The organism is Pseudomonas viciae (assembly GCF_004786035.1).
Classification (GTDB): domain Bacteria; phylum Pseudomonadota; class Gammaproteobacteria; order Pseudomonadales; family Pseudomonadaceae; genus Aquipseudomonas; species Aquipseudomonas viciae.
Window position 1 is genome coordinate 3752803 of the sequence record NZ_CP035088.1, and the last position, 22075, is coordinate 3774877.

The window sequence follows — 22075 nt, forward strand, 5'->3', positions numbered from 1 at the left end:
AAGGAAAAGCCCATGAGCAAAAAATTCGCCTTGACCCCGGAAGAACGTGCGTCCTTTGAAAAGAACGGTTTCATCGGCCCGTTCGACGCCTATTCGCCAGAAGAAATGAAAGAGACCTGGAAGCGCACCCGTCTGCGCCTGCTCGACCGCAGCGCCGCGGCATACCAGGATCTGGATGCGATCTCCGGCGCCACCAACATCGCCAACTATGATCGCCACCTGGACGACGAATTCCTCGCCAGTCACATCTGTCGCCCGCAAATCTGCGACCGCGTCGAGAGCATTCTCGGCCCGGATGTATTGTGCTGGCGTACCGAATTTTTCCCTAAATACCCGGGCGACGAAGGCACCGACTGGCACCAGGCCGACACCTTTGCCAATGCGTCGGGCAAGCCGCAGATCCTCTGGCCGGAAAATGAAGACTTCGGCGGCACCATTACCGTCTGGACCGCCTTCACCGACGCCAACATTGCCAACGGTTGCCTGCAATTCATTCCCGGCACCCAGAACAGCATGAACTACGACGAAACCAAGCGCATGAGCTACGAACCCGAGACCAACAACTCGGTGGTCAAGGATGGTGTGCGACGCGGTTTCTTCGGCTACGACTATCGCCAGCTGCAGATCGACGAGAACTGGAAACCTGACGAAGCCGCCGCCGTGCCCATGCAGATGAAGGCCGGTCAGTTCATCATTTTCTGGTCGACCCTGATGCACGCCTCCTATCCCCACAGCGGTGAGTCCCAGGACATGCGCATGGGCTTCGCTTCGCGCTATGTGCCGTCGTTCGTGAAGATTTATCCGGACTCCGACCACATCGAGGAATACGGCGGTCGTATCAGCCTGGAAAAATACGGAGCGGTCCAAGTGATCGGGGACAAGACCCCGGAATACAACCGCCTTGTCACCCACACCACCCGAGGCAAGAAATTCGAAGCGGTCTGATTTTCTCAGTGCCATATGACAGTTGGCATGCGTAACGTGCCTGACAGGAGTCCCCCAATCCATGACTATTTCCACCGACGCAGCCACGCGCCTGTGTGAGACCGTGAGGATGCTTAGGCACCTTGCCATCCATCTGCCCGATCCTATCTGCCTGAGCTTTCTCGCCCAGGGGAGCGACCTGACACCCGATCAGTCCTCCCCTAGCGTCAGAGCCACGGAGCGGGCGGTCAGTACCGCCTTCGCGCGGATCGGCGTCAAGGCCGTGCAGTACTTGCACGACGGCGAGACGCAACTGTCGTCCTTCGAAATGTTTATCAGCAAGAAAATCTGCCAGGCGCTCGATTTCTCCTACGACCACTTCGACGACGTCGACAGTGCCAAGGAGTTCGGACGCCTGGTCAGACACTTCGATTTCAGCGGTGCAGTGCCCGAGGTCGAGACACTGCACCTGATCACCCGCGACAACGTGGCGCTGTCGGTCCACGCCAGCACCGAGCGCCAGCGCCCGGCCATCGTCCTGGCCCTGCCCTGTGGCATGCCATTCGACCTGTGCCGCGAGTGGTTCAATGCGCTGAGCGAGCGGTTCTTCGTGGTCACCTGGGAAACCCGTGGGCTATTCGGTTCCTGCACCTCGTTCGACCAGTTGTCGGTGGATACCGACGCCCAGGTCGGCGACCTGATCAACGTGATGAATCACTACGGATTGCAGAGCGCGCACCTGATGGGCATCTGCGGCGGGGCGGTGATTGCGCTGAGCGCTGCCGCCACCTATCCGGATCGGGTCAACTCCCTGAGCCTTTGGCATGGTGATTACAACCTGGGCGACGACAGCCTGCGCACCGCCCACCAGCAGAACTTCGAATGGCTGATGGAATCGGCCGCCGTGGACCGTAACGAAGCCAGCGACTTGCAGGCGTTGTTCCTGGACCAGGCGACACTGGCGACCATTCCGGACTCCATCGCCCATGCGGCGCTCTATCCTTACGTCAATGAGGAGCTGTTCTACCGCTATGCACGGCTCAACGATGCGCTGAACAAGACCGAGTTGAAGTCGCGCCTGGAACAGATCACCGTGCCCACCCTGGTGGTCGCCGGCGACGCCGATGAAACCACTCACATCGGCGGTTCCCGGCTCATTGCCGAGGCCATCAGCGACGCCCTGCTGCATGTGGAACGCAACGGCAGTCATCTGGCGTTCTTCGAGTCCACCCAGCGCTCGAAGCACACCGCTTTCCACTTCCTGGAATCGACCCTCGAAGCGACGGCTGTTTGACCTCGGCGAACCTGGGCAAAGCAAAACCTGTGGGAGCGGACTCGCTCCCACATTGGTTTCTCCCGCATTAAGAAATCCGGTGTCCTCCACTCATACGTCAGGCAGCGTCGGTGTCCATGAATTTGCGCTGCTGAAGATTCAAGGTGGAGGCGAGCCTGCTCGCACACAAGAGAATGCGACCCAACCAAAACCAGGCCGGGTATCAGGCCGCCATCGCGAGCAAGCGCGCTCCCACCAAGGATTTGCGGCGACCTCAATCTCCCAGTCGCCACCCTCCCCCCTGCCACAGATCCACCTCAAGCCACCATGTGCTTCTCACGATGAAACTCAAGATACAGCACAGTCCGGTGCGCCCGAGAAGCGTTGACGGCAAAGTGGTCGAGAGAGCCGTCGAAGATCACCAGGTTGCCGTTGGTGCTCTGGTTGAAGCTGCCATTGACGTTGAGGTAGGCATAGTTCTGAGTGGTGGGTGCGTCGATGGTCAGTTGCATGTGCAGCAAGCCTTCTTCCCAGGTACCGGTGTGGGAGTGGGTGCCGAGGAACACGTTGGGCTCCATGCGCAGCAAGGCACAAAGCTTGATGCCGGGGATCTTTTTCAGCAGTTCGATGGTGCCGGGCATGGCGGCCTGGGCGTAAGGGATCGGCGTGTCGTAGGCGACCAGGCCATACTGGGTCCACTCCGGCATGACGTCCATGTCGTCACCCCATCCCCAGAGCCAGCCATACTCGCCGCCGGCCTCCATGTGAGCGGTCACTTCGTCGACGATCTCGGTAATCGACTTGCCCACACGGTTGATGGTCAGGGTCGGCGCATCGAGGGCCAGAAATTCCTCGCGGATCACTTCCCAGTTGTCAGCCAGGTTCTTGAGTGCCGGGAAACGGCTGGGATCATAAAACGACGGGCGCATAGTTGCTCCTTTTATTGAGGGTTGTCGATTCCGATGGCGCTGCGAAGGCAGCCCTGCCCGCGGGATACGGGCACAGCAGAAGAGCCTGCAAAGGTTGCCCCACCGGGCCCGACCTGTCTGTCACGGGAATCCGGTACAGCAGGCCGCGCCGGGCATTACAGCGGCTCGACCTGGGGGGTGTCGGCCAACCGTACGACGGCCGCCTGCGTGGGTGTCTCGTCCAATCGGCGCATCGGCCCGTAGAGCAGAACGCTCAAGGGCAGGAGCGCAAACAGCCCCCCGGCCACGACGAACAGCAACCCGACGCCACGTCCCGGCCCTACGCCCAGCCAGCGCCCAATCGACTCGGCATAGAGACCACCCGGCATCAGCGCCGGCTGGAACCAGTGATCCACCAGGAAGCCACCGACGATCACCGCCAGGCTGGTGGTGGCAATGGTCAACATGCTGATCAGCGCAAAGACACTGGCACGGCTGCCGGCGGGGATCCTGCGCATCCAGAGCGAGTTCACGCTGGCATCGGCGATACTCGCCATGGTGATCGCGACAAAGGCCAGCGCGCAGTACGCAACGGCCTGCGACACCATCCCCAGGGCAACGACACAGGCCGCCAGCAACAGATCGGCCACCGCCACCAGCGCCATCAAGCGCCGCGGGTTGCCCATGGAAATCAACAGCCCCGCACCGGCCAGGCCACCCAGGGCCGCCCAGGTGTAGGCCATGCCCAGCGTCTGGCTACCCAGGGTCGACAGCAACAACGGCGTCATCATCAAGGTGGCCAGCGACAACAATGCGGTACGCATCATGGTGTAGACCAGCAGCCCGGCCATCAGCCGTTCGGCCATGAAAAACTTCAGTGCCGCCGCAACGTTGCTCACCGCGCCCCCGAACACCGAGCCTTTGCTAGTACGCTCATGACGGTCCGACGCACCGCGCACATGGGAGAACGCCTTGATCACCAGCAAGGTGCCCGAGCAGAAGGTAATCAGGTCCACCGCCAGGATCGTCACCAGCCCGGCACTGGCCATGATCGCCCCGGCCAGCAGCGGCGCCACCAGGGCCGAAGCGTTCTTGCTGATGCTGATCAACCCCGAGGCCCGGGTGAATTTGTCGGGGGCGACAATGGTACTCACGGCGGCCTGATAGGCCGGTTTGCGAAAGGCTCCGACAATGGACGCCAGGCAATTGAAAATGTACAGGTGCAGCGGTTCCAGGCGTTCGAACCAGAGCAGCGCCATCACCCCCAGAAGCAGTATCGCCAGGCTCACATCGCAACAGACAATGATCACCCGGTGGCTGATCCGATCGGCCAGCCCGCCCGCCAGTGGCAGAAACAGCACCGCCGGCAAGGTCGCCGCCAGCACGACATTGGCGAAGGCCACCGCCGAACCGGTATGGGTATACACCCAGACGCCCAGGGCGAACTCCATCAACGCGGTGCCGACCACCGCCAGCGACTCACCACACCAGAGGAAATAGAAACCTCGCCCCAGATCAAAGCCCCGGCGACCACTGCCCAAGCTCATGGGCGCACATCGCGAGGCATGGCGACATCGATTAACTTGCTCAACAACCGATAACCCAGGGAATAGGCCACCGCACCCAATACCACCGGCGCATAACGGGAAAACAGATAGGTGCGCAACACCCGCCTGGCGATAGGCGAACTGATGTCGCCGCTGACATGCAAGGGCGTCGGGAAGGTCGCGGCGACGGTGGCGCCGAATTCATCGTCCATCGATTGCACCGCATGCCACCAATAGACCGGGATGTACAACGCATCTCCCGGCTCCACCACCGTGCGCAGCGCTCGCAGTTGCCGAGTACCTGGAAAACGCCCGGTGTCGATGTCGTACAGGTAGCCCGCCTGTTCGATCACTGGCTGCAACGCCCGCCAACTGGTTTCGTCCGGCGGCAACAGCAGCACCTCCTTGGCACCGACCACCTGGGCCATGAACGTTTCATCGACGACATGGAAATGCCAATCGGTGTAGGAGTTGCGGTACAGGAAACTGCGATGGGGCGGGTAATGCCGGGACTTGCCCAACTGCGGCATGAACGGTAACCCACCGACGTCCTCTTTCATCTGCTCGATGGCCGAGCCTTCGGAAAACCGGCAACTGTCGGCCACCCAAGGCCCATCACCCTCACCCAGGCCGTCGAGGAATTCGTGGAACGGCATTTCCCGGTAGACGCTGTTCGCATACTCGGTCAACTCGGCCTTGACCTTGGGACTGGACCAACCGATGACCTCGGAGACGATCTGCGAACGCACCACCACCGCGCTGTTGCGTGAATGGGCCTTGAGGTAATCCAGGCGCTTCCATTTCTGAAAAGCCGGCCAATGTCGCACTGCATTCTTGACCAGGCAGGGGCGGTTGCGATTGACGTACCGACGGGTGAAGTCCTCTTTGGAGATCGACAGCGCATCGATCACTTCGACCGGGCCTGCCTGGGGGTGGTTGGGAAAACGGGACAGGCTCCAGAACTTCGATACCGGGCGGTCCGGTTCGGCAATTAGTGGCATTTTCGACCCTCGCAAGCACACTCAGGGTCGTTGGTATAACAGACTCACGCGACCACGCCCAAGCACCGCCAAGCCCCGTTCCTCGCCGTTGTCCCTGCTTCCCATGACAGACAGTCCCCACCGGATGCTCTAATTTTTTCTCACTTTGTGAAGGGACTCCAGGCGCCCGCGCGCCACCGCCAAGGTCCTTACTCACGGCTATTGATCCGCCGACTGGCAGTCGCCCAGGCCTCCACACATCGCTGCCTTTCGAACGGAGACAAAACCTCAATTGATTCTGCAAGCAGGTGCTCCGATATGGATTCGTCGACCGATATGTCGCTCTCGCAAGATTGCGTGTCCCATGAGCTGGCCTCAGTCCAGCAGGGCATCTGGCTGGACCAGATCGCGCACCCTGACCTGCCCTACTACAACATCGGCATGTCCCTGGAGATCAGGGGTGAGATCAACATCCCATTGTTCGAGAAAGCCATCGAGCTGGTCGCCAACCGTCACGATGCCCTGCGCCTGAGCTTCAGTCATGAGGGTGGCATCGGGCGCCAGCGAGTCCTGCCCGAGGTCAAGGTGAACCTGCAAGTGGTGGAGTTCTCCGAGGAGCAGGCTGCCGCCGGCCTGGCCATGGACTACCTGCGCGACGCTTTCCGCCAACCGTTCGAATCGCTGACCGGCCAGCTCTGGGAGGCGCGCATGGTCCGTTGTGGCCCGAACCTCCATTACTGGCTCAACCGCTACCACCACCTGGTCACCGACGGCATTGGCGTGGCGCTGATCGGCCACGCCGTGGGCGCGGCCTACAACGGCCTGCTGGCCGGCAATGACGAAGTCGCCCAAGGGCATTCCTACCTGTCGTTCCTGGAAGATGACCGGGCTTACCTCGCATCGTCCCGCTACGAGCGCGACCGCCAGTTCTGGCAGGAAACCTACGCGCAAATGCCGCCATCGCTCTTGCAACGCCGCGCTGACTTCAAGACCGGCCAGGCCAATGCGCTGGCGCCCAGCGCCCAGGTGCAGGCGATGCTTCCCCGGGCGCTGTACGACGCCCTGACGCAATTCGCCAGCGAGCGCAGCCTGTCGGTCGCCCATGTGCTGATCAGCGTGGTGGCCACCTATTTCTGCCGCACCGTGGGGGTCGATGAAATCGTCATCGGCATGCCCGTGCACAACCGCACCACCGCCCGTACCAAAGAAACCGCGGGCATGTTTTCCTCGGTCAGCCCGATCCGCCTGCCTGTCGACTTCGACGCCTCACTGCTGGACCTGATGCATACCGCCGGTGGACAACTGCGCCGCTGCTACCGCCATCAGCGCTTCCCCATCGCCGAGCTCAACCGCAGCCTGCGCCTGGCACAGAGCGGACGTCGGCAACTGTTCGACATCTCCTTGTCGTTCGAAAGCCTGGACGGCGACGATCAGTTCGGCGGCACCTCGTCCACCGTCATCACCATGGATAACGGCTACGAACAGACGCCCATGGCGATCTTCGTGCGCGACTACCATCCGTTCGAAGACGTCCATCTGGACTTCAACTTCAACACCGCCTATTTCAGCCTGGAAGAAGCCCGACTCCTGCAACAACGCATGCTCTCGATGCTCGAAGCGGTGCTGGAGCACCATGACACCGCCGTGGGCCATTACCCGCTCATGAGCCAGGCCGAGCGGCTACGCCTGCAAGTCGAATTCAATGCCACCGCCCGCGACTATCCGCAGGACGTGCTGATCCATCAGTTGTTCGAACAGCAAGCCGAGCAGCGCCCGGCTGCCTGCGCCGTGCGCGACGACACCGGTCCTTTGCTCAGTTACGGCCAACTCAATCGCCAGGCCAACCGGCTCGCCCATCGCCTGATCGAACTGGGGGTGAAGCCGGATGACCGGGTGGCCGTGAGCCTCAGACGCGGGCCGGAAATGGTCGTCGCCCTGCTGGGCATACTCAAGGCTGGCGGCGCCTACGTGCCTATCGACCCGGACCTGCCGAGCGCCCGCCAGGCGTTCATGCTTGCCGACAGTGCCCCGCGAGCCGTGCTGACCAGCCAGGCACTGCTGGCCCAGCTGCCGCCGTTGGATGTTCCGCTGCTGGCACTCGATGGCGACGAAGATCACGCGCAACTGGCCACGCAGCCCGAGCATGACCCGGCGCCACACGCCCTGGGGCTGACACCCCGGCACCTGGCCTACGTGCTCTACACCTCAGGTTCCACCGGCAACCCCAAAGGGGTGATGAATGAACACCTCGGGGTGGTCAACCGCCTGCTGTGGGCCAGGGACCAATACGGCGTCGATGCCAGCGACCGGGTGCTGCAAAAGACCCCGTTCGGATTTGACGTGTCGGTCTGGGAGTTTTTCCTGCCGTTGCTGGCCGGCGCCGAGCTGGTCATGGCCCGTCCGGGCGGCCACCAGGAGCCGGATTACCTGGCCCGACTGATGCGCCAGGCCGGCGTCACGCTGCTGCACTTCGTACCGTCGATGCTCGACCTGTTCCTCGAACACCACGACAGACAGGACTTCCCTGCCCTGCGTCGGGTGCTGTGCAGCGGCGAAGCCCTGCCTCGCGGCCTGCAACGGCGCTTCGAACAACAACTGGCGGGGGTCGAGCTGCACAATCTCTATGGTCCGACCGAAGCGGCCATCGACGTCACCGCCTGGCAGTGCCGCCCCAGTGATCCCGGCGAAAGCGTGCCCATCGGCAAGCCGATCGCCAACATCCAGATGCATGTCCTCGACGCCCGGGGCGAACCCCAACCGTTGGGCGTCGCCGGGGAGCTGCACATCGGCGGCATCGGCGTCGCCCGAGGCTACTTGAACCAAGCGGAACTGAGCGCCGAACGGTTCATCGCCGACCCGTTCAGCACTGAACCGAATGCACGCCTGTACAAGACTGGCGACCTTGGCCGGTGGCTGGCCAACGGTGCATTGGAGTACCTGGGGCGCAACGACTTCCAGGTTAAAATCCGCGGCCTGCGCATCGAGATCGGCGAAGTCGAAGCGGCCCTGGCCCTGTGCCCCGGCGTTCGCGAAGTGGTGGTCATTGCCCGGGAAGACCATCCTGGGCAAGCGGACAGCAAACGCCTGGTTGCCTACGTCTGCGGCGAGCCGGTGCCGGCCGAGCAACTGCGTAGCACCCTGCTCAAGCACCTGCCCGAATACATGGTGCCCAGCGCCTTCGTGCACCTCGATGCCCTGCCCCTCACCGCCAACGGCAAGCTCGACCGCCGCGCCCTGCCTGCGCCGGGCCTGGAATCCCTGGCGAGCAAAACCTACGAAGCGCCCCAGGGCGACACTGAACTCGCCATCGCCGAAATCTGGAAACACCTGCTTGGCCTGGATCAGGTCGGCCGTCACGACGGTTTCCTCGAACTCGGCGGTCACTCGCTGCTGACCGTGCAACTGCAAGCGCGTCTGCACCAGGACCTCGGTGTCGAGATCGACCTGCGCACCCTCTTCGCCCAGACCTCGTTGAGTGAACTGGCCCAACGGGTGGAACAGGCCGGCCAGTCCCAGGTCCAGCCGATTGCCGTGGTGTCCCGCGAGCAAGCATTGCCGCTGTCCCTGGCCCAACAACGCCTGTGGTTCCTCGATCAACTGGACCACGCCGCCAGCGTCGCCTATCACATGCCCGCTGCCCTGCACCTGCGCGGCCAGCTGGATCGCCACGCCTTGCAACGCGCCCTGGACCGCATCGTCGCCCGCCACGAAAGCCTGCGCACCACCTTCGAACGCCATGACGGCGAGGTCCGCCAGCGCTTCGCCGCCGCCGACATCGGCTTCGCCTTGCAGGAACACGACCTGCAAGCCCTCGACACCGAGGCCCGGCAGGCGGCCGTCGAGCAATTGACCCAGGCCGAAGCCCGGGACGCTTTCGATCTGAGCCAGGGACCGCTGATTCGTGGCCGCCTGCTGCGCCTGGACGCCGACGAACATATTCTGCTGGTGACCCAGCACCACATCGTCTCCGACGGTTGGTCGGTGGCGGTGTTGATCGGTGAATTCAACGCGCTCTATGCCGCCTTCAGCCAGGATCTCGACGATCCACTGCCGCCCCTGGCCCTGCAATACGCCGACTATGCCGCCTGGCAACAGCAGCACCTGCAAGGTGAACGCCTGCAAGCCCAGGTCGGCTTCTGGAAGGAACACCTCAGCGGCGCCCCGGCGCTGCTGGAACTGCCCAGCGACCATAACCGCCCGCAAGTGCAAAGCTACCAGGGTGCCGCGCTGGCCCTGCAACTGCCCGCAGCACTCAGCACTCGCCTGCGCCGCTTCAGCCAGCAACAGGGCCTGACGCCGTTCATGACCCTGCTCGGCGCCTGGTCGATCCTGCTTTCGCGCCTGAGCAACCAACCGCAAGTGGTGGTCGGCACCCCGGTGGCCAACCGTCCACGCCAGGAAACCGAGGCGCTGATCGGCTTCTTCGTCAACACCCTGGCCCTGCGCATCGACGTCCAGGCCCACAGCCGTGTCGACCAGTTGCTGGCGCAGATCAAGGCCACCACCCTTGACGCCTACAGCCATCAGGACCTGCCGTTCGAGCAGGTAGTCGAAGTCCTGCAACCGGAGCGCAGCCTCGGCCACAGCCCGCTGTTCCAGGCCATGCTGGTGCTGGGCAATACCCCGCGCGACCAGGCGTTGGAATTGCCAGGGCTGAGCCTGACCCCACTGCCCCAGCCCACCGGCACCACCCAATTCGACGTGAGTTTGTCGCTCAACGACGATGGCGAAACCATCAGTGGCCAGTTCGAGTACGCCACCGACCTGTTCGACGAGAGCACCATCGCCCGTTGGGGCCAGCATTTGCTGCATCTGCTCGACGCGATGCTCGACGATGCCCACCAAGCGCTGGCGACCCTGCCGTTGCTGGACAACCAGCAACGCCGGCAACTGCTCGGTGGCTTCAATCAGACCCATGCCCCGTTTCCCGAAGGCAGGCTGGTGCATGAGTGGTTCGAACAACAGGTGCAGGATCGCCCCCGCGCCATCGCTGTCCAGGCTGAAAACAGCCGCCTCAGCTATGGCGAACTCAATGCCCGTGCCAACCGTATCGCTCACCGCTTGATCGCCGCCGGCCTGCGCCCGGATGAACGCGTGACGCTGCTGGTGGAACGCAGCCCCGAGATGATCATTGGTATCCTGGCCATCCTCAAGGCCGGCGGCGCCTATGTGCCGCTGGACCCGAACTATCCGCAGGATCGCCTGCAGCACATGCTCAGCGACAGCTCGCCGCGAGTACTGCTGACCCAAGGCAACCTGGCCGGACAACTGCCACCGCTGCCGATCGCGCAGCTGTCGCTGGACGATCCAGCCGCTGGCGATGAACGCAACCCACGGGTCGAAGGCCTGACCTCCCGGCACCTGGCCTACGTCATGTACACCTCGGGCTCCACCGGTAAGCCGAAGGGGGTGATGCTCGAACACCGTTCGGTGTGCAACCAGATCGGCGCCCTGCAAGAGCGTTATGGCCTCAACCCCAAGGACCGCATCCTGCAATTCGCCACCATGACCTTCGACATGTCGGTGGAAGAGATTTTCGGGGCATTACTGTCCGGTGCCACCCTGGTTCTGCGCAGCGATGCCTGGATTGCCGGGACTGCGGCCTTCGCCGCCCTGTGCGAACAACATGCGATCACCGTCGCCAACCTGCCGACCGTGTTCTGGCAGCAGGTCAGCCGCGACCTGCATGTAGCGCTGCCCTCCTCGCTGCGTCAGTTCATGATCGGTGGCGAAGCGGTGGGTAAACAGGCCGTGACCCAGTGGTTCGCCCGGGCCGGTCATCGCCCGGCGCTGTTCAACGCCTACGGCCCGACCGAAGCCACCGTGAACGCCTCGATCCGCCTGATGGAAAGCGATCACGACGACTTCCGCTCGATCGGCAAACCGGTACGCAACACCCAGCTGCACGTGCTCGATGCCAGCGGCAACCTTGTCCCACTGGGGGTCGCCGGAGAAATTCACATTGGCGGTGTCGGTGTCGCGCGCGGTTACCTCAATCGCCAGGAGCTGACCGCCGAACGCTTCATTGCCGACCCTTTCAGCACCGACCCGGACGCGCGCCTGTACAAGACCGGCGACCTCGGTCGCTGGCTGGCCGATGGCACTCTCCAGTACCTGGGACGCAACGACGATCAGGTGAAGATCCGCGGTTTCCGTGTGGAGCTGGGCGAGATCGAAGCCATCCTCGCCGGCTGCGCCGGTGTGCGTGAAGCGGTGGTGGTCGCCCAGGAGAGCAAACCGGGTCAATCGGACAGCAAGCGCTTGATCGCCTATCTGTGTGGTGAATCGGTCCCCGTTGAACAGTTGCGCACCGCGTTGCTCGCGGCACTGCCCGAATACATGGTGCCCAGCGCCTTTGTGCACCTCGAAGCCCTGCCATTGACCCCCAACGGCAAACTCGACCGCCGCGCCCTGCCCGCACCGGGTCAGGAAGCGTTCGCCAGCCGTGCCTACGAGGCACCGCGGGGCGAGGTCGAGCAGATCGTCGCGACCGTCTGGCAGGATCTGCTGGGCATCGAGAAGGTCGGCCGGCATGACCGCTTCTTCGAACTCGGCGGGCATTCGTTGCTGGCTGTCAGCCTGATCGACCGTTTGCGCCAGCACGGCCTCAGCGCCACGGTGCGCACCGTGTTCACCGCCCCCAGCGTACGGGAGATGGCCCAAGCCCTGAGCCGCAGCGAGGAAGTCTTGTTCCTGGCCCCGGCCAACCGGATTCCGGCCGATTGCACGGCGTTGACGCCGGACATGCTGCCCCTGGTGGAACTGACCCCGAGCCAGCTCGAACGTATCGTCAGCGCCGTGCCCGGCGGTGCCGCGAACATCCAGGACATCTACCCCCTGGCCCCATTGCAGCAAGGCATTCTGTTCCATCATTTGCTCGGGCATGAAGGCGACGCCTATCTGGTGCGCTCGATGATCGAGTTCGACGACCGCCAGCGCCTCGATGCCTTTGTCACGGCCCTGCAACAGGTCATTGACCGCCACGACATCCTGCGCAGCGCCGTGCATTGGGTCGGCCAGCCGCAAGCGGTGCAGGTGGTGCAACGTCGGGCCGTGTTGCCGGTCCAGCCCATCACCCTGGCGGCCGATGAGGATCCGCGCGCGCAACTGGAGCGTTTGAGCGATCCACGACACCTGCGCCTGGATTTGCAACAGGCACCGCTGATGCGTGCCTGCATCGCCCAGGACCCGCATTCCCAACGCTGGTGGCTGGCATTGCTGGACCACCACATGATCAGCGACCACGTGTCCCTGGGCATCGTGCTCGAGGAAATCCAGACCCTGATGCAGGGTCAGGGGGCCGACCTGCCGACACCCATGCCGTATCGGGAGTTCGTCGCGCAGATTCTCGCCACCCCGCCCCAGGCCCACGAAGCCTATTTCGCTGGGCGCCTGGCCAGTGTCGATGAGCCGACGGCCCCATTCGGTGTGCTGGATGTCCAGGGCGACGGTGCCCAGGTGGTGGAAACCAGTGTGCGTCTCGACCCGGCCCTGAGCCTGCGGATCCGCGCGCAATCGCGTACGGCCGGGGTGACGCCGGCGGTACTGTTTCATCTGGCCTGGGCCCAGGTGCTCGGGCGGTGCACGGGGCGTGACGACGTAGTGTTCGGCACCGTGGTCACCGGACGCCTGCAAGGTTCACTGGGTGCCGACCGGGCCCTTGGCGTGTTCATCAACACCCTACCAGTACGGGTGCAATTGGCCGGGCTCAGTGTCAGCACGCTGGTGGACGAAACCTATCGCGACCTCAGCGAACTGCTCGCCCACGAACAGGCCTCCCTGGCCCTGGCCCAACGCTGCAGCGGGGTTACCGCGGGCCTGCCGCTGTTCACCACCCTGCTCAACTACCGCCATCAGACCGACGGCGGCTCGTTGGCCAACACAGATCAGGTCCTGGCCTGGGACGGTGTGCGCTTCCTGAGCAATGAAGCCCGTACCAACTATCCGATCGAAGTGGCTGTGGCGGATGAAGGCGACGACTTCTCCCTGACCGCCCAAGCCATCACTGGCATCGACCCGCAACGCATCGCCGCCTACCTCGGCCAAGCCGTGGCCGCCCTGGTGGAAGCCCTTGAACAGGCCCCCGAACGCCTCGCCAGCGATCTGGAAGTGCTGCCCGAAACCGAGCGGCAATTGCTGCTGGCGGACTTCAACCGCACCGCCAGCGACTTCGGGCCTGCCCAGCCAATCCACACCCTGTTCGAAACCCAGGTCCAGGCCAATCCCGAGGCCGTGGCCCTGGTTTGCGAGAACCAGCAACTGAGCTACCGCCAGCTCAACCGCCGCGCCAACCACCTGGCCCGACAGTTGCTCGAACTCGGTATCCAACCCGATCAACGCGTGGCGATCTGTGCCGAGCGCAGCCTGGACATGATCGTCGGCCTGCTGGGGGTGCTCAAGGCCGGCGCCGCCTACGTGCCGATCGACCCGGCCCACCCTGCCGAGCGCATGGCGTTCATGGTGCAGGACAGCCAGCCACGGGCGTTGTTGAGCCAAGCGGCCCTCAACTTGCCGGCAGGCGAGCTGCCGCTGTTGTTGCTCGACACGGTTGATTCGTTGCAGGCTGCGAGCAATCCGGCCTTTGATGCCAATCCGCAAGTGCCAGGCCTGACAGCCGAGCACCTGGCCTATGTGATCTACACCTCCGGCTCCACCGGCCAATCCAAGGGCGTGATGGTCGAGCACCGTTCGGTGTTCAACTTCTGGCAGGTGCTGACCCGCAGCACCCACCGGCACTGCCCGACACCGGCCACCGTGGCGCTGAATGCCGGGTTCTTCTTCGACATGTCGATCAAGGGCATCTCGCAGCTATTCTCCGGCCACCGTTTGGTGATCATCCCGCAACTGATCCGCGCCAGCGGCCACGAGCTGCTGGATTTCCTCGAACAGCATCAGGTGCATGCCTTCGATTCCACGCCGTCGCAGCTCGACACTCTGCTCGCCGCCGGCCTGCTGGAGCGCCAGAGCTATCAGCCGGTGAGCGTGCTGCTCGGTGGCGAGGCGATCAACGCCGCGACCTGGGAGAAACTGCGCAACTGCCCGAACATTCGTTTCTACAACATGTACGGCCCGACCGAATGCACGGTAGACGCCACCATCGACCTGATCCGCGACCTCGGCGAACGGCCGAGCATTGGCCGGCCGATCGCCAACGTCCAGGTGCACGTGCTCGACGCCCGGGGGCAACCGACGCCGCTGGGCGTGGCCGGCGAGCTGCACATCGGCGGGGCCGGTGTGGCCCGCGGTTACCTGAACCGTCCGGAGCTGAGCGCCGAACGTTTTATCGCCGACCGGTTCAGCACTGACCCGAACGCACGCCTGTACAAGACCGGCGACCTCGGTCGTTGGCTGGCCGATGGCACGCTAGAGTACCTGGGGCGTAATGACTTCCAGGTGAAAATCCGTGGTTTCCGCATCGAATTGGGTGAGATTGAGAATGCCCTGGTGGCCTACCCGGGTATCCGCGAGGCCGTGGTCATCGCCCGGGAAGACAATCGCCTGGTGGCGTATCTGTGCGGCGAATCGGTCAGTGCCGAACAACTGCGTAGCACCCTGCTCAAGCACCTGCCCGAATACATGGTGCCCAGCGCCTTCGTGCACCTGGACACCCTGCCCCTCACCGCCAACGGCAAACTCGACCGCCGCGCCCTGCCTGCGCCGGGCCTGGAATCCCTGGCGAGCAAAACCTACGAAGCGCCCCAGGGCGACACTGAAATCGCCATCGCCGAAATCTGGAAACACCTGCTTGGCCTGGATCAGGTCGGCCGTCACGACGGTTTTCTCGAACTCGGCGGTCACTCGCTGCTGACCGTGCAACTGCAAGCGCGTCTGCACCAGGACCTCGGTGTCGAGATCGACCTGCGAACCCTCTTCGCCCAGACCTCGTTGAGTGAACTGGCCCAACGGGTGGAACAGGCCGGCCAGTCCCAGGTCCAGCCGATTGCCGTGGTGTCCCGCGAGCAAGCATTGCCGCTGTCCCTGGCCCAACAACGCCTGTGGTTCCTCGATCAACTGGACCACGCCGCCAGCGTCGCCTATCACATGCCCGCTGCCCTGCACCTGCGCGGCCAGCTGGATCGCCACGCCTTGCAACGCGCCCTGGACCGCATCGTCGCCCGCCACGAAAGCCTGCGCACCACCTTCGAACGCCATGACGGCGAGGTCCGCCAGCGCTTCGCCGCCGCCGACATCGGCTTCGCCTTGCAGGAACACGACCTGCAAGCCCTCGACACCGAGGCCCGGCAGGCGGCCGTCGAGCAATTGACCCAGGCCGAAGCGCGGGACGCTTTCGATCTGAGCCAGGGACCGCTGATTCGTGGCCGCCTGCTGCGCCTGGACGCCGACGAACATATTCTGCTGGTAACCCAGCACCACATCGTTTCCGACGGTTGGTCGGTGGCGGTGTTGATCGGTGAATTCAACGCGCTCTATGCCGCCTTCAGCCAGGATCTCGACGATCCACTGCCGCCCCTGGCCCTGCAATACGCCGACTACGCCGCCTGGCAACAGCAGCACCTGCAAGGTGAACGCCTGCAAGCCCAGGTCGGCTTCTGGAAGGAACACCTCAGCGGCGCCCCGGCGCTGCTGGAACTGCCCAGCGACCATAACCGCCCGCAAGTGCAAAGCTACCAGGGTGCCGCGCTGGCCCTGCAACTGCCCGCAGCACTCAGCACTCGCCTGCGCCGCTTCAGCCAGCAACAGGGCCTGACCCCGTTCATGACCCTGCTCGGCGCCTGGTCGATCCTGCTTTCGCGCCTGAGCAACCAACCGCAAGTGGTGGTCGGCACCCCGGTGGCCAACCGTCCACGCCAGGAAACCGAGGCGCTGATCGGCTTCTTCGTCAACACCCTGGCCCTGCGCATCGACGTCCAGGCCCACAGCCGTGTCGACCAGTTGCTGGCGCAGATCAAGGCCACCACCCTCGACGCCTACAGCCATCAAGACCTGCCGTTCGAGCAGGTGGTCGAAGTCCTGCAACCGGAGCGCAGCCTCGGCCACAGCCCGCTGTTCCAGGCCATGCTGGTGCTGGGCAATACCCCGCGCGACCAGGCGTTGGAATTGCCAGGGCTGAGCCTGACCCCACTGCCCCAGCCCACCGGCACCACCCAATTCGACGTGAGTTTGTCGCTCAACGACGATGGCGAAACCATCAGTGGCCAGTTCGAGTACGCCACCGACCTGTTCGACGAGAGCACCATCGCCCGTTGGGGCCAGCATTTGCTGCATCTGCTCGACGCGATGCTCGACGATGCCCACCAAGCGCTGGCGACCCTGCCGTTGCTGGATGACTCGCAGCGTCAACAACTGCTGGAAACCTTCAACCCGGCCAACATCGCTTTGGACGAAAGCCCAAGCCGTTTCCCGCACGTGGCGTTCGAAGCACAGGCGAGCCGCACCCCGGACGCCGTGGCGCTGGTCTGCGCCGGGCAAAGCCTGAGCTACGCCGAACTCAATACCCAGGCCAACCGCATCGCCCACGCGCTGATCGCCCTGGGCGTGCAACCCGACGACACCGTCGGCCTCTGCGCCCGGCGCAGTGCGCAAATGGTCATTGGCCTGCTGGGCATCCTCAAGGCCGGCGCGGCCTATGTACCGCTCGATCCGCAGTACCCGGCGCAACGTCTGGCCCATATGCTGGCCGACAGCAAGCCACGAGCCCTGGTTCGCCAGCAAGGCCTGGACGAGTTGCCGCTGCCCCAAGGCCTGGCCACGCTGGAGCTGGGCAGCGCGGCGCTGCTGCAAGTCCCCGAGCACAATCCTTCAGTGACAGCGCTGGGCTTCGGCCACCTGGCCTACGTGATCTACACCTCCGGCTCCACCGGCTTGCCCAAGGGCGTGATGGTCGAACATCGCGGCCTGCGCAACCTGCTGGACTGGTACCTCGAAGACCTGGCGTTCGATGCTGGCGATGCCGTGCTGCTGGCGTCCTCCTACAACTTCGACCTGACCCAGAAAAATATCCTCGCGCCACTGCTGGTCGGCGCCACGCTGCACCTGGCCGAAGAACCCTTCAACCCCGGCGCCATCGTCGCGCAGATCGCCGACGCCGGCATCACGCACCTCAACATGTCGCCCAGCGCCTTCCACGCGCTGGTGGACGCCGATCATCAGCAAGCCCTTGCCTGTCTGAAACGGGTGGTGTTGGGCGGTGAGCCGATCCAGCTCGCCATGCTGGAAAAACTCCCTCTGCCACGGCCAACGGTGATCAACAGCTACGGGCCGACCGAGTGCAGTGACGTGGTCGCCTGGTACACCGCTGATAGCGATCTCGAGACCTACCGGCACCAGTCGATCCCGATTGGCCGACCGATCCGCAACATGCAGTTGCATGTACTGGACAGCCACGGGCAGTTGCTGCCGGTGGGCGTACCCGGTGAGATCCACATCGGCGGTATCGGTGTGGCCCGCGGCTACCTCAACCTGCCGCAGCTCAGCGCCGAGCGCTTTATCGCCGACCCGTTCTACGGCAAGGCCGACGCCCGGCTGTACAAGACCGGTGACATCGGTCGCTGGTTGCCCGACGGCACGTTGCAGTACCTGGGGCGTAATGACGATCAGGTGAAGATTCGCGGCCTGCGTGTCGAACTGGGGGAAATCGAAGCCGCCCTCGCCGCCCTCGCAGGTGTTCGCGAAGCGGCGGTCGTTGCCCACGATCACCAGTCCGGCAAACGCCTGGTGGCCTACCTGTGCGGCGAACCGGCCGCTGCCGGACAATTGCGCGCCGAACTGCTCAGTCGCCTGCCCGAACACATGGTGCCCAGCGCCTTCGTGGTGCTGGACGCATTGCCGCTCACCCCCAACGGCAAGCTCGACCGCCGCGCCCTGCCCGAACCGGACCAGGATGCCTACGCCAGCCGCGCCTACGAGGCACCTGAAGGGCGTGTGGAACAGATCCTCGCCGAAATCTGGCAAGCCTTGCTGGGGATCGAGCGCATCGGTCGTCACGACGGCTTCTTTGAACTGGGCGGCCACTCGCTGATGGCCGTCAGCCTGATCGAACGCCTGCGCGAACAAGGCCTGAACGCCAACGTGCGCATGGTTTTCAGCGCCCCGAGCCTGCGAGAACTGGCCCTGGCCCTGACGACCAGCACAAATCCGGTTTTCCAGGCGCCGGCCAATCGTATTCCGGACGCTTGCCTGGCACTGACACCGCAGATGTTGCCGCTGGTGGACCTGACCTCAGCCCAGCTCAAACACATCGTCGCTGCCGTGCCTGGGGGCGCGCAGAATATCCAGGACATCTACCCCCTGGCGCCACTGCAACAAGGCATCCTGTTCCATCATTTGCTCGGGCATGAAGGCGACGCCTATCTGGTGCGCTCGATGCTTGAGTTCGACAACCGCCAGCGCCTCGACGCCTTCATCGCCGCCTTGCAACAGGTGATCGACCGCCACGACATCCTGCGCACCTGCGTACATTGGGACGGTCTGCCCCAGCCAGTACAGGTCGTACAGCGCCAGGCGCGTTTGCCGGTGCACAGTGTTTCCCTCGACGGCCACAAGGACCCGCGCAGCCAGCTCGAAGCCTTGAGCGACCCACGGCAACTGCGCCTGGATCTGCGCCAGGCGCCGCTGATGCGTGCCTGCATCGCCCAGGATCCGCACTCCGAACGCTGGCTGCTGGCGCTGCTCAACCACCACATGGCCAGCGACCATGTGACCCTGGAAATCGTCCTGGAAGAAATCCACGCGATCCTTCATGGACAAAGCGAGAGCCTGGCGGCACCCCAGCCCTATCGCGACTTCATTGCCCAGGCCCAAGCCATCCCGGCCGACGTTCACGAAGCCTACTTCACCCGCCGGTTGGCGGATATCGATGCCCCCACCGCGCCCTTCGATCTGTTGGAAGTGCAAGGCGACGGCAGCCATATCGAAGAAGCCAGTGTGCCGTTGGGCGTCGAGCTCAACCTGCGCATCCGCGCCCAGGCCCGGGAGCGAGGCATCACCCCGGCGACGCTGTTCCACGTTGCCTGGGCCCAGGTCCTGGCCCGCTGCACCGGCCGCGACGATGTGGTATTCGGTACGGTGGTCGCCGGGCGCCTGCAAGGCTCGGCCGGGGCGGAACGCGCCTTGGGCGTGTTCATCAACACCCTGCCGGTGCGCCTGCAACTGAGCGCCGGGGCCAATGAACAGGTCCTGGCCACCCACCGCGACCTGATCGAGCTGCTGGACCACGAACAGGCCTCCCTGGCCCTGGCACAGCGTTGCAGTGGCGTACCCAACGCCTTGCCGCTGTTCACCACGCTGCTCAACTATCGCCACCAGCGCGACGACAGCCAACTGCACTGGCCGGGCATGCGTATCCTCGACAGTGCCGAGCGGACCAATTACCCACTGACCCTGTCGGTCAACGACTATGGCGATGCCCTGGGCCTGACCGTGCAAAGTGTGCAGGGGGTTGACCCGCAGCGCATCTGCGCCTTGATGCAACGGGCGCTGGAGCAACTGACCCAGGCCTTGATGTACACGCCACAGATCCCACTCACGCAACTGGACGTGCTGCCTGCCCAGGAGCGCACCCTACTGCTGGAAACCTTTAACCAGACCAAGGTGGACTACCCGACGCACCTGTGCATTCAACAGTTGTTCGAAGAGCAGGCGCGCCGCACACCGCACGCCTGTGCACTGCTCGACAGCCGGCAATCGCTCAGTTATGCCGAGCTCAATGCCCAGGCCAACGGTCTGGCGCACCAGTTGATCGCAGCAGGGGTCCAACCGGGGGATCTGGTCGCCATCTGTGTCGAACGCAGCGTGGCGATGATCACTGCCCTGCTGGGGATTCTCAAGGCCGGTGGTGCCTACGTGCCGCTGGATCCGACCTACCCGGCCGAGCGCCTGGCCTCGATCATCGAGGACGCCAGGCCACGCCTGTTGCTGGCCGATCCGGTCGGTCGCACGGCCGTGGGCACACTGCAGGAGGGCACTCGCTACCTGGCCATCGAACGGGCGCTGGCAGTGCGCTCGAGCAGCCAGGACCCACAACGGGATGCCCAGGGCCTGATCCCGGCGCACCTGGCCTATGTGATCTACACCTCTGGCTCCACCGGTAAACCCAAGGGGGTGATGATCGAACATCGTAACCTGGTGGCCTCGACGCTGGCCCGTGGCACGGTGTATGGGCCGGCAACCGGCAAGCGCTTCCTGCTGTTGTCGTCGATTGCCTTCGACAGCTCCGTGGCCGGGGTCTTCGGGACCCTGGTCGGTGGCGGCACCTTGTGCATCCCGGATGCCGAGACCGCCCGGGATCCCGATGCCATCGCCCGGTTCATTGGTGAACAGGCCATCACCTCACTGCTGTGCGTGCCGTCCCTGGGACGCCTGGTGCTGGCAAGCCTCGCCAGCGGCCACGGTCATGGCAGCCTGCAAGAAATGATCGTCGCCGGCGAAGCCTGTCCCGCGCAGTTGGTGCAGGAATGTGCTGGGCTGGAACCTGAGATCACCTTGTACAACGAGTACGGCCCCACCGAAGCCACCGTATGGGCTTCGGTGCATCGCTGCACCGCCCAGGACCGGGGCACGGTGCCCATCGGGCGGGCGATCCCCAACAGTCGCCTGTACGTGCTCGACGAACAGCGCGAGCCGGTGCCACTCGGCGTGCCGGGCGAATTGTACGTAGGCGGCGCGGGGGTGGCGCGAGGTTACCTGGACCGGGCGTCACTGAACGCCGAGCACTTCCTCAGCGACCCATTCGGCCCGGGCGACACGCCACGGATGTACCGCACCGGCGATCTGGTGCGCATGCGCGCCGATGGGGTGATCGAGTTCCTTGGGCGCAACGACCAACAGGTCAAGATCCGTGGTTTCCGTATCGAACCCGGTGAAATCGAAGCCCTGATGCTGACCCTGCCGGGGGTGCGTGAGGCAGCCGTCATCGCCCGCGAAGACACACCGGGAGCCACGCGTCTGGTGGCGTACCTGAGCGTCGAGCCGCACCTGACCGGGCGTAACGCCAGCAGCACGCTACGGCCCTACCTGACCTCGCAGTTACCAGACTACATGGTCCCGGCGGCATTCGTGGTGGTCGAGCAGTTGCCCTTGAGCCCCAACGGCAAGCTCGATCGCAACGCCCTGCCGGCGCCTGCCAGCGAAGACTTCGCGTACCGCCAGTACGAAGCGCCAAGCGGCGAGACCGAAGCGTTGCTGTCGGCCATCTGGTCCGACCTGCTGGGGCTGGAGCGGATTGGCCGTCACGACAATTTCTTCGAGCTCGGCGGCCACTCGCTGCTGGCGGTGCAAGTCACGCTCCGGGCACGAGAAACCTTCGGCGTCGAAGTGCCGCTCAGAGGGCTGTTCGAACACCCCTCGCTGCTGGCCCTGGCCGACCTGATCAACACCCTGCAACTGGCGCAGTACGAGTCGGATGAACTGCTCGACCTGCAACAAGAAATGGCTTCGCTGTCTGAAAGCGAACTGCTCGCTATCGTCTCCAAGGATGCTGAATAA

The 22075-nt window shown here is 64.1% G+C and carries 6 protein-coding genes; 3 read left to right on the plus strand and 3 right to left on the minus strand.

Features of this window, described 5'->3' with window-relative positions:
• Positions 1-12: 12 nt before the first annotated feature.
• Positions 13-945 carry a syringomycin E biosynthesis L-threonyl-[L-threonyl-carrier protein] 4-chlorinase SyrB2 gene (syrB2, locus tag EPZ47_RS16300; RefSeq protein ID WP_135845730.1) on the plus strand — a complete coding sequence of 311 codons (933 nt, stop codon included), beginning with the start codon at positions 13-15 and terminating at the stop codon, positions 943-945.
• A 61-nt stretch (positions 946-1006) separates the two neighbouring features.
• Positions 1007-2218: a syringomycin E biosynthesis aminoacyltransferase SyrC gene (gene syrC / locus EPZ47_RS16305; protein WP_135845731.1), complete on the plus strand. Its 1212-nt coding sequence runs from the start codon at positions 1007-1009 to the stop codon at positions 2216-2218.
• Between the two features lie 296 nt (positions 2219-2514).
• Here the strand turns inward: syrC and EPZ47_RS16310 are convergent, their stop codons facing one another.
• The 3 genes from EPZ47_RS16310 to EPZ47_RS16320 all read right to left on the minus strand — a co-directional run bounded on the left by EPZ47_RS16310 (position 2515) and on the right by EPZ47_RS16320 (position 5653).
• On the minus strand, positions 2515-3126 hold the full coding sequence (locus tag EPZ47_RS16310; RefSeq protein WP_135845732.1) for an aspartyl/asparaginyl beta-hydroxylase domain-containing protein: 612 nt from the start codon (positions 3124-3126) through the stop codon (positions 2515-2517).
• A 155-nt stretch (positions 3127-3281) separates the two neighbouring features.
• The gene (locus tag EPZ47_RS16315; RefSeq protein ID WP_135845733.1) at positions 3282-4652 is read right to left on the minus strand and encodes an MFS transporter; all 1371 of its coding nucleotides are present in this window, start codon (positions 4650-4652) and stop codon (positions 3282-3284) included.
• Positions 4649-5653 carry a cupin-like domain-containing protein gene (locus EPZ47_RS16320; protein ID WP_135845734.1) on the minus strand — a complete coding sequence of 335 codons (1005 nt, stop codon included), beginning with the start codon at positions 5651-5653 and terminating at the stop codon, positions 4649-4651. Before EPZ47_RS16320 ends, EPZ47_RS16315 begins: the two co-directional genes overlap by 4 nt.
• Positions 5654-5950: 297 nt before the next feature.
• Between EPZ47_RS16320 and EPZ47_RS16325 the strand changes: the two genes are divergently transcribed.
• Positions 5951-22075 (plus strand): non-ribosomal peptide synthetase, encoded by a 16125-nt coding sequence (locus EPZ47_RS16325; RefSeq protein ID WP_135845735.1) that lies wholly within the window; start codon positions 5951-5953, stop codon positions 22073-22075.

Coding starts and splice junctions, on each gene's coding strand:
- EPZ47_RS16315 (WP_135845733.1), bottom strand. CDS start 4,652: ATGAGCTTGGGCAGTGGTCGCCGGGGCTTTGATCTGGGGCGAGGTTTC.
- EPZ47_RS16325 (WP_135845735.1), top strand. CDS start 5,951: ATGGATTCGTCGACCGATATGTCGCTCTCGCAAGATTGCGTGTCCCAT.
- EPZ47_RS16310 (WP_135845732.1), bottom strand. CDS start 3,126: ATGCGCCCGTCGTTTTATGATCCCAGCCGTTTCCCGGCACTCAAGAAC.
- syrB2 (WP_135845730.1), top strand. CDS start 13: ATGAGCAAAAAATTCGCCTTGACCCCGGAAGAACGTGCGTCCTTTGAA.
- syrC (WP_135845731.1), top strand. CDS start 1,007: ATGACTATTTCCACCGACGCAGCCACGCGCCTGTGTGAGACCGTGAGG.
- EPZ47_RS16320 (WP_135845734.1), bottom strand. CDS start 5,653: ATGCCACTAATTGCCGAACCGGACCGCCCGGTATCGAAGTTCTGGAGC.